This window comes from Pseudoalteromonas sp. S2755 (genome assembly GCF_005886535.1).
Classification (GTDB): domain Bacteria; phylum Pseudomonadota; class Gammaproteobacteria; order Enterobacterales; family Alteromonadaceae; genus Pseudoalteromonas.
In genome coordinates this window covers 22196-30734 of record NZ_PNDS01000147.1, presented here as the reverse complement: position 1 = coordinate 30734, position 8539 = coordinate 22196, and the positions used below count along the sequence as shown (strand labels likewise).

General features: G+C 43.2%; 8 protein-coding genes. 3 read left to right on the top strand and 5 right to left on the bottom strand.

Annotation, left to right across the window (positions count from 1 at the left end):
* Positions 1 to 130: 130 nt before the first annotated feature.
* Positions 131 to 559, bottom strand: coding sequence for an organic hydroperoxide resistance protein (locus CWC03_RS20780; RefSeq protein WP_010604667.1), 429 nt, complete (start codon positions 557 to 559; stop codon positions 131 to 133).
* A 188-nt stretch (positions 560 to 747) separates the two neighbouring features.
* Here CWC03_RS20780 and CWC03_RS20775 point away from each other — a divergent pair, with 188 nt between their 5' ends.
* Positions 748 to 1179, top strand: coding sequence for a MarR family winged helix-turn-helix transcriptional regulator (locus CWC03_RS20775; protein WP_138583496.1), 432 nt, complete (start codon positions 748 to 750; stop codon positions 1177 to 1179).
* Positions 1180 to 1198: 19 nt separating this feature from the next.
* Here the strand turns inward: CWC03_RS20775 and CWC03_RS20770 are convergent, their stop codons facing one another.
* Entirely contained in the window at positions 1199 to 2089 is an 891-nt protein-coding gene (locus CWC03_RS20770) for a LysR family transcriptional regulator (protein ID WP_138583495.1), read from the bottom strand.
* A 107-nt stretch (positions 2090 to 2196) separates the two neighbouring features.
* Here CWC03_RS20770 and CWC03_RS20765 point away from each other — a divergent pair, with 107 nt between their 5' ends.
* Positions 2197 to 3399, top strand: a complete 1203-nt coding sequence (locus CWC03_RS20765; RefSeq protein ID WP_138583494.1) for an MFS transporter — start codon at positions 2197 to 2199, stop codon at positions 3397 to 3399.
* 333 nt (positions 3400 to 3732) lie between these two features.
* Entirely contained in the window at positions 3733 to 5202 is a 1470-nt protein-coding gene (sbcB, locus tag CWC03_RS20760; protein ID WP_138583493.1) for an exodeoxyribonuclease I, read from the top strand.
* Positions 5203 to 5287: 85 nt separating this feature from the next.
* Here sbcB and CWC03_RS20755 read toward each other — a convergent pair whose 3' ends face one another.
* From CWC03_RS20755 to CWC03_RS20745, 3 genes are read right to left on the bottom strand one after another with little or no spacing between them, the layout of a single operon-like run.
* Positions 5288 to 6517 (bottom strand): lipoprotein-releasing ABC transporter permease subunit, encoded by a 1230-nt coding sequence (locus CWC03_RS20755; RefSeq protein WP_138583492.1) that lies wholly within the window; start codon positions 6515 to 6517, stop codon positions 5288 to 5290.
* On the bottom strand, positions 6510 to 7199 hold the full coding sequence (gene lolD, locus CWC03_RS20750; protein WP_138583491.1) for a lipoprotein-releasing ABC transporter ATP-binding protein LolD: 690 nt from the start codon (positions 7197 to 7199) through the stop codon (positions 6510 to 6512). Before lolD ends, CWC03_RS20755 begins: the two co-directional genes overlap by 8 nt.
* Positions 7192 to 8391, bottom strand: a complete 1200-nt coding sequence (locus CWC03_RS20745; RefSeq protein ID WP_138583490.1) for a lipoprotein-releasing ABC transporter permease subunit — start codon at positions 8389 to 8391, stop codon at positions 7192 to 7194. Before CWC03_RS20745 ends, lolD begins: the two co-directional genes overlap by 8 nt.
* Positions 8392 to 8539 lie beyond the last annotated feature (148 nt).

The window sequence follows — 8539 nt, the reverse complement described above, 5'->3', positions numbered from 1 at the left end:
TTCCAATAGCCAGCTATTGGTACGTAAATTCGCCTTGTTATCCTCAAAACTCTCTGGCTAGGTAAGAAGATAGTTTAAGGTGATTAAAAAACAGTTAGTTAGTTCATTCCTTATCCAAACCTCAGGCTAGTTAAATAACTGAAAGCTCAACCGCAATATTGCCACGAGTAGCATTTGAATATGGGCAAACTTCGTGAGCTTTTTCGACAAGTGACTGCGCCGTGTCTTTGTCTAAGTCGCCAACCGACACTGCCAATTTCACCGCTATCCCGAAGCCACCTTCAATTGGCCCAATAGACACTTCAGAGTTAATATGTGTGTCTTCTGGCAACTTCACCTTTGCTTTGCCTGCCACCAATTTTAATGCGCCAATAAAACACGCCGCATAACCTGCTGCAAACAATTGCTCTGGATTAGTCCCTTGCCCATCATCACCACCTAAACCTTTTGGTGTCGAAAGCGCAACATCAAGACGACCATCGTCAGATTTTGCCACACCTTCTCGACCACCTGTGGCAGTTGCTTTCGCCGTATATGCAATACTTTGTAGTTCTTTCATTTCGTTCTCCTAAGTTGATGCTTGTAGAGTATTCACCTACACCCTAACGTAGCGAGGCTTTACTCTAGATGAAGTAAAATCAATTCAACATTTATTTTGCACACAAAATAATAGAGTCAATTTTTTAGAATTGCAAATACTTTGTGTGCAAATTAAAATATAGCTTAGCTACTTAGTAGGAATATGTGATGAACTACCCACAACTAAAACTAGACGCCCAAATTTGCCACCGCCTCTACATGGCTTCCAATGGTATTGCCCGTGCTTATCGAGCATCTTTACAAAAACTCGACCTAACCTACCCTCAATACGTGGTCATGATGGCACTTTGGGAGAAAGATGAAATCAGCATTGCAGAATTACTAGAGAAAACCGCCATCGATGGCGGTGCTATGACCCAAATCTTAAAGAAAATGACTGACAAAGCTCTCCTTTGTATCGTTAAAGACGAAAAAGATAAGCGTAAGCGAGTGGTAAAACTACAGAGTAAGGGTCATGATCTGCAACATCAAGCTGCCACTATTCCCGAGCAGATCCGCTGTAAGTTTCCAAGTATCGACGAGCAAAAAGCACATGTACTTATTGGGTTACTAGATTCGATCAATGGTGATTTGGCTTAAAGTAGAAATCAATATAGGATCATTGTAGCGCGTGTTCTAAATGTGCCAAAAACGCTGATATTTTTTTGGCCAGATGTTTACGACCAGCATAAAACGCATAAAGCACAAGGTCTTCTGGTTGCTGCTCTAGCTTAAGTGGTACTAACTCGCCTGACTTGATTTCTGCTTTACAGGAGTTCAGCGGTAAGATCGCAAATCCAACTCCAGATAGCGCGGCAGACTTCGCCATAAACCCACTGTTTACCCTGAAGTTCGATTTAACATTCACTGTCGTCAATCTTCCTTCCTTAGTGGTAAATATCCAAGGTGTACCGTTTACGGCGGTAAGGGTTGAAATACAAGGAAGAGATTGTAAATCTGCTAATCTATACGGAGAAGTATGCTTTTCTAGCAAGCTGGGAGATGCCACCACGACACTTGGTAATCGAGCCAGCTCTTTAACCACCCAATTGCTATCCTCAAGCTTGCCACGATGAAAGTAGAGCACGACATCAAAGCCATCTAAGAGGTTTTCTCTTGGACTCAGACTGGTATCACAACTTATTGCAATTAGTGGATGTGCAGCGCAAAAGGTTACTACTGCTTGGCCAAGTATGGGGATGTCTGGCATTAAGATACGCAAATGACCCATTGGCATAGAGGCATGTTTATTGACCTCTTGCAACGCATCCGATAGCGAATCGATTAACGGCTTGGTACTCACATAAAGCTGTTCACCCGCCTCTGTCACTGAGATCCGCCTTGTCGTTCGTTCCAACAATCTTGCATCAAGCTTCTCTTCAAGCAGTGCGATGTGACGACTTACGTTGGAGGTCGGGATATCCAAAAACTCCGCCGCTTGTTTGAAACTTAAGCATTCATAAACACAGTGGAAACTGTTAAGCCACCGAGGGTCAATCTGATCAATCATTTCGTTAGCCCAGAATATGGGTTTATCAATTCAATAACTGACACTTTATTACCTAATTAAGGCTAATACAATCAAGACTTCTTTGTTTATATCAATTAAGGATGTCTATGTTTTCAGCTTCAATAACCACCTTAGCAAGCCCAAAAGCTAAATTTGGGTTATGTTTTGTCATCCACTTTTTAATCGCATTAGATGCATTAATCATCGTGCCCTTTAGTGCAGAAATGGCGCTAAGTTCAGGTACCAACCCATCAAATTCAGGGCTACTCGTTTCAGCTTATGCAATTGCCGCTGCTTTCACTTGTTTATGGGTGCGTGGTACCGGCAACCTTTCAAAGGAGAAATACAAGGTCTTTATTTTTCTGTCAGCAACCACATTGTTAACCTTGCTTACTTCAGCACTCGAGAGTTTTTATATCTTGCTTTTCGTACGTGCATTGACTGGCATTTGTGGTGGCGCACTGGTAGTACTCAATCTCAACTTGGTGATCCAGATAAGCCATGAAAACGACAAGAAAAAAGACACCGCGATACTGCTGAGTGCTTTTCCACTCGCCTTAGCTATTGGGATCCCTGTTCTATTATTTATCACAGCAAATCAAGGCTGGCAGTTGGGGTTCATGATACTCGGAAGCAGCTTAGCCATTACAGCGCTATTATTTACACTTGTATTCCTCTCAAACACAGAGCAAGCTTCGCAAAGCAGCGCTAGCAACCCAATGCCAAGCAACACATTTAACCCGACCAAAACCCTTAAATACGCTCTGTTCATCGCATTTTTTGTGGTGCTAAGTACATTTGCAATTTCAACTCAATTTCCGGTGATGCTAATTACCAACTTAAGCATCTCAACCTCGATGCTAAGCGCATGCTATTTGTTAAGTGGTGTGTGTTCGTTTATTACAGTTCAGCTATACGCTCGACGTAAGCTAAACAATCACACAACCTCATACTTAATTTACTTTCTTAGTGGCTTGATGATATTGGCGACCCTGTTTGGCTTTACGATAAGTTCAGTTGTTTTTGCAGCCGGACTTTTTACCCTGTTTGTGATTGCAAGCGCTACCCGCTCTATGATCTTAGTGACAGAACTTATAACCTCACTTCACGCAGAAGAGCGCAGTAGCTTTATTAGTCTGCAAAATGCCATACAGCATTTTGCAATAGCCTCTGGCGGCACCGTTGCAAGTTCGCTAGTCATGCCTCACGAAAACCACACACTTAATTTTAATGTCTTGATTGTTGTCTCAACCTTACTAATAGTTGTAACGGTTGTTATGTGGAGAAACTTTCAAAGAAAGCGCTTTTAATCGCGATTGAGTGATTGAGTGATTGAGTGATTGATCAATAGATAATTGGGCAGCTTGATAAAGCAATAAGCGATGTCGCTTTCCCAATTACCGCTCTGATCCGTTTTAATAAGGCAATCCACTATGGTTATGCCTTACTCTAAGCGCGCCTCTATGCGATAATGCCTGTCTATCGTTAATCATATGTATCCGCATCGCGGCAAACAGCTTAGTTATCACGGTATACACACTGGTGTGAACTGATATACACATTAACTTACACAGTAGTCATACCATCACGGCAAATATGGTTAACCAAAACAAACAAAAACAGTAGAATAACTTTTTGATTTTATGACAAATACAAACCAATCAGATACACCAAATAATGCCCAGAACATCCCAACTATCTATTGGCACGACTACGAGAGTTGGGGCGCGACGCCGCAAAAAGACAGGCCAAGCCAATTTGCTGGGATCAGAACGGATCTGGACCTCAATATTATTGGTGAGCCACTGATTGAGTATTGTCAACCAGCGCCTGACTATCTCCCGCACCCTCAAGCCTGTTTGGTCACTGGGATCACACCACAGTTAGCACTAAAAAAAGGCCTGACCGAGGCCGAGTTTATGGCAAAGATCCACGCGGAATTTGCCAAACCACAAACCTGCGTTGCTGGATATAACAGTATTCGATTTGATGATGAGCTAACCCGTTATAGCCTTTATCGTAACTTTTATGACCCCTATGAGCGTGAATGGCAAAATGGCAATAGCCGTTGGGACATCATAGATCTGGTAAGAGCCTGCTATGCGCTTCGCCCCGAAGGCATTGAATGGCCAATCCGTGAAGATGGCAACCCGAGTTTTAAACTCGAACACTTAACTGTCGCCAATGGCATTGAGCACGGCGCCGCGCACGATGCATTGAGTGACGTTACCGCAACGATTGCGCTGGCTAAACTGATTAAAACCAAACAGCCAAAACTGTATGAGTTTTATTTTAATCACAGACATAAAAAAGCGGTGTCGAGCCTAATCGACGTTTTCAATATGCAGCCTTTAGTACACGTTTCTTCTATGTTTCCGGCACAACAAGGTTGCACCACTTGGATTGCCCCGATGAGCTTTCACCCAATCAATAGTAATGCTGTGATCTGCTTTGATTTAACACAGTCACCGGAGGTATTGAATGACCTTGACGTTGAGTCGCTCAAACAACGGCTTTATACAAAACGCAGTGAATTAGGTGAAGATGAACTACCGGTTGGATTAAAACTAGTACATATCAATAAATGCCCGTTGGTAGCACCAGCTAAGACCCTCTTGCCCGAAAACGCAGCAAGGCTTGGAATAGACCGCGAGCAATGCCTAGAAAACTTAAAGTATCTTAAAGCACGTCCAGAGCTAAGGGATAAGGTTGCAGAAGTCTTTAGCGATGAAAAGGGATTCGAGAAACCAAGTAATCCGGATTATCAACTCTACGATGGTTTCACTAGCAAAGCCGATAAAGCCAAATTTGCAATCATTCGCAATGCATCGCCCGAAGAGTTGGCAACCATTGAACTGGATTTTGAAGACAGTAAATTTAACACGTTGCTGTTTCGTTATCGGGCAAGAAATTGGCCGCAGTCGCTCTCACCTACAGAGCTTGATAAATGGCGTAAATATTGCCAAAACAAGTTGATGCATAATGAAGATAACCCTTCAATTTCAGCCGAAGATTTTATGCTGGAGCTTGAAAATTTAGTCGCAGAAAATGAAGGTAATGAGCGCAATATGCAGATCTTAAAAGCACTTTATCATTACGCTCAAAGCTTGTAATTAGCGGGTTTTCGGTCTTAGAGTGTCGGCCCATTGGAGATCGCCTAAAGATGTCGGCCTAAAGGCCGACCTACGGTTTTAGGTGTTACCCATTTCCCAGTACTTTGGCAGGATCCGTTTTAGTTGCTTGCCAAGCGGGATATAAGCTTGCGACGACTGCCATAACAAAAGTCGTGACTAAACTGATATAAATGTCTGTCCAAATAATTTTGCTCGGTAAGTATTCAATAAAGTAGACGCCTTCAAGCGGATTGCTATCACTCATATTGATCCAGGCTTTAAAAATATCGGGAATATTAATAGCAATAAAAATGCCGATCCCAGTGCCTAACAATGCACCAATCCCTGCATACGTCACACCTTGTAACGCAAAAGTCGAAAAAATCGTACTGTCCTGTGCGCCCATGGTTTTCAAAATAGCGATATCCGCCCGCTTTTCTTTTACTTCCATCACCATAGAAGAGACGATATTAAAGCTCGCTACTGCGATGATCAGAAATACCACGAGATAGACGATAGTGCGCACCATCTGAATATCTTGATACAGTCCGCCTTGCGTTCGAAACCAAGATGATACGTACACTAAATCAGGTAATGCCCTACCCGCTGATGTCGCAATTAATTGTGCCTGAAACACATCACTCACCTTGGCACGCAAGTCCGTTACTTGATCTTCTCTAAAATCCATCGCTTCTTGCAGTGCATTAAGTGGCACTAAGGCTAATGTTTGGTCAAGTGGCCCGCCCATATCGATAAGCCCCACCACCGTCGCCGTTAATCGCTTTGGCGCAGCGAGTGGATTATCCGAATGTTTGTTAGCAACCAAGAGTTGGATATTATCGCCAGCCACGACACCAAGCTTGTCAGCTATTCCTTTGCCGATGATCACTTCACCCGGTTTTAGTGCCTTTAATTCTGCGCCTTTTATAAAATCACCTATGCTCGACACCGTATGATGCCTATTTGGTGCAATCCCTTTTAACTGCGCCGCTTTTAAGGTGCCTTTGTATTGCAGCATGGCTGTTAAGTTAATTTCGGCCGTCGCACTTACAACGCCACGCTGACTCTCCAAGCGCTCTACTTTTTGCTGCCACGCTTGAATAGGGTCGTAAGGTGCTTGATAACTCACTTGCGGCACCACCGACAACAGCCGCTGCTCTAATTGTTCTTCAAAGCCATTAATCACAGAAAGTGCGACTATCAATACTGCCATACCCAGCATTACACCAAGCGTAGAAGCACGGGTTAAAAAACCAATAAAACCAAGCTGACGTTTAGACTCTCTAAAGCGTTTGCTTAAAAAATAACTAAGCATGCGGATACACACCTACTTTGCCATCGTCCAGCTGCACTGCTCGCCCAAGCTTATCTGCCAACTCTAAGTCGTGTGTTACAACTACAAAGCTGGTTTTTAGCTGTTGATTAAGTTCAGCCAGCAAGTCATAAATTCGCAGTGCATTATGCTTATCAAGATTGCCGGTTGGTTCATCAGCTAGCACCAAATCAGGTTCTGTTACTAACGCTCTTGCTATCGCAACACGCTGTCTCTCTCCCCCAGAAAGCTCTGAAGGCTTATGTTCAGCACGGTGACTCAAGCCCACTTTATCGAGCATGTGTAATGCCTTTTCGCGGGCTTGCTTTGCTTTATTACCGGCAATTAATAATGGCATCGCCACGTTTTCAACCGCACTAAACTCCATCAACAAATGATGAAACTGATAGATAAAGCCCAAATGCTTATTTCTAAATTCCGCCTGCTTTTTACGCGACAGCTTGCCAACTTCCACACCTTTGATTTTTACACTGCCGGTGGATGCTTTATCCAAGGTACCTAGAATATGCAGTAAAGTACTTTTACCTGAGCCTGAGCTACCCACAATCGCAAGCATCTCCCCTTGGGTTACAGATAAATCAACGCCTTTTAATACCGTTACCTCGGCTTTACCATCTTGGTAGCTTTTGACCAAATCTTGGCAGTCAATGACTAAATCACTCATATCTTAATACCTCTGCAGGCAGCACACTCGACGCGCGTTTAGCTGGATACAAGGTTGCTAAAAAGCTTAACAATATGCTGCCCACTGCCATAATCGTTAAATCTGTTAGTTCAATTTTCACCGGAAGTTCAGCGCCACCAAGCAACTGAAGGCCTGCGAGGTGTAGCACCTCATTAATATTGTTCGAAAGTAATAATCCACCAGCAACACCAATGAGTGTGCCAAAAACGCCGTTATACATCCCTTGCGCCATAAACACTTTTGCTATCATTTGGGGTGTAAAGCCAAGCGTTTGCAAAATAGCTACTTCCCCTTGCTTCTCACTCACCATCATAGATAGCGCTGAAATGATATTAAATACAGCTACTATCACAATAAGACCAAGTAGTAGCGACATAATGCGCTTTTCCATTGCAACGGCTGCAAACAATGTGCCTTGCTGAGTTTGCCAATCCTGTGTCTCTAGCCCCTGCAACAAGCTGTCCGCTTGCTGATAAAAATCTGGTAGGCTAAAAGCATCATATAAATGAATGTTAAGGTCGTATTGCTCTGGTTTCTTGCGCATTAACCGCTGCAAGCTTTTCCCATCGGCAAATGCCAAATAAGTGTCAGCTTCGCTTTGGCCATCATATATCGCAGCTACGGTGAATAAGCGCTGCGTCGGCGTACGGCCAAGCGGTGTGTAGGTGGTGAATTCAGGCATGATCACGCGAAGTTGTTGACCAACGCTTACGCCAAGTTTATTGGCTAAATAGCGACTCAGCGCCACTTGGTATTTTTGCTCATACAATCGAGTTAAGCTACCTGCGCGTATGGCTTCATCTAACGCTGTTTCATACCCTTGAAATAGTCCTTGAAGTTGCACACCCACCAAATCTTGATTGGTTTGTAGAATTACGTCACTTGCAACATATGGCGAAACTTGCTTAACCAAAGGATGATTTTCAATGGCTTGTAATTTATTTTGATCAAGTTGCTCATTTTCCTTAATTTGCACATGCGGGATCAAATCAAGCATGGCGGCTTTTAAGGTTTGCTCAAAGCCATTCATCACTGAGCTGACGGTGATCAAACTCATTAAGCCAAGGGCGATACCCGCAATTGAGAAAAATGAGATAAACGATATAAATGCATTGCCTTTAGCAGCACGGCTATATCTTAACCCAACAAAGAGGCTAACTGGTTGAAACATAATCTATCTCGTAAAAAACTGCTGCACGGATACTAACATACTCAAAACCAGATTGATGGCAGGATTGCTATAAAAAGTGTGACAAACTATAAATTTGTTGACGTTTAGGTGCGTATTGCTGATCCCGTCAGAACTTTACTGTTCGCCA

Coding starts and splice junctions, on each gene's coding strand:
- CWC03_RS20765 (WP_138583494.1), top strand. CDS start 2,197: ATGTTTTCAGCTTCAATAACCACCTTAGCAAGCCCAAAAGCTAAATTT.
- sbcB (WP_138583493.1), top strand. CDS start 3,733: ATGACAAATACAAACCAATCAGATACACCAAATAATGCCCAGAACATC.
- CWC03_RS20775 (WP_138583496.1), top strand. CDS start 748: ATGAACTACCCACAACTAAAACTAGACGCCCAAATTTGCCACCGCCTC.
- CWC03_RS20745 (WP_138583490.1), bottom strand. CDS start 8,391: ATGTTTCAACCAGTTAGCCTCTTTGTTGGGTTAAGATATAGCCGTGCT.
- CWC03_RS20755 (WP_138583492.1), bottom strand. CDS start 6,517: ATGCTTAGTTATTTTTTAAGCAAACGCTTTAGAGAGTCTAAACGTCAG.
- CWC03_RS20770 (WP_138583495.1), bottom strand. CDS start 2,089: ATGATTGATCAGATTGACCCTCGGTGGCTTAACAGTTTCCACTGTGTT.
- CWC03_RS20780 (WP_010604667.1), bottom strand. CDS start 559: ATGAAAGAACTACAAAGTATTGCATATACGGCGAAAGCAACTGCCACA.
- lolD (WP_138583491.1), bottom strand. CDS start 7,199: ATGAGTGATTTAGTCATTGACTGCCAAGATTTGGTCAAAAGCTACCAA.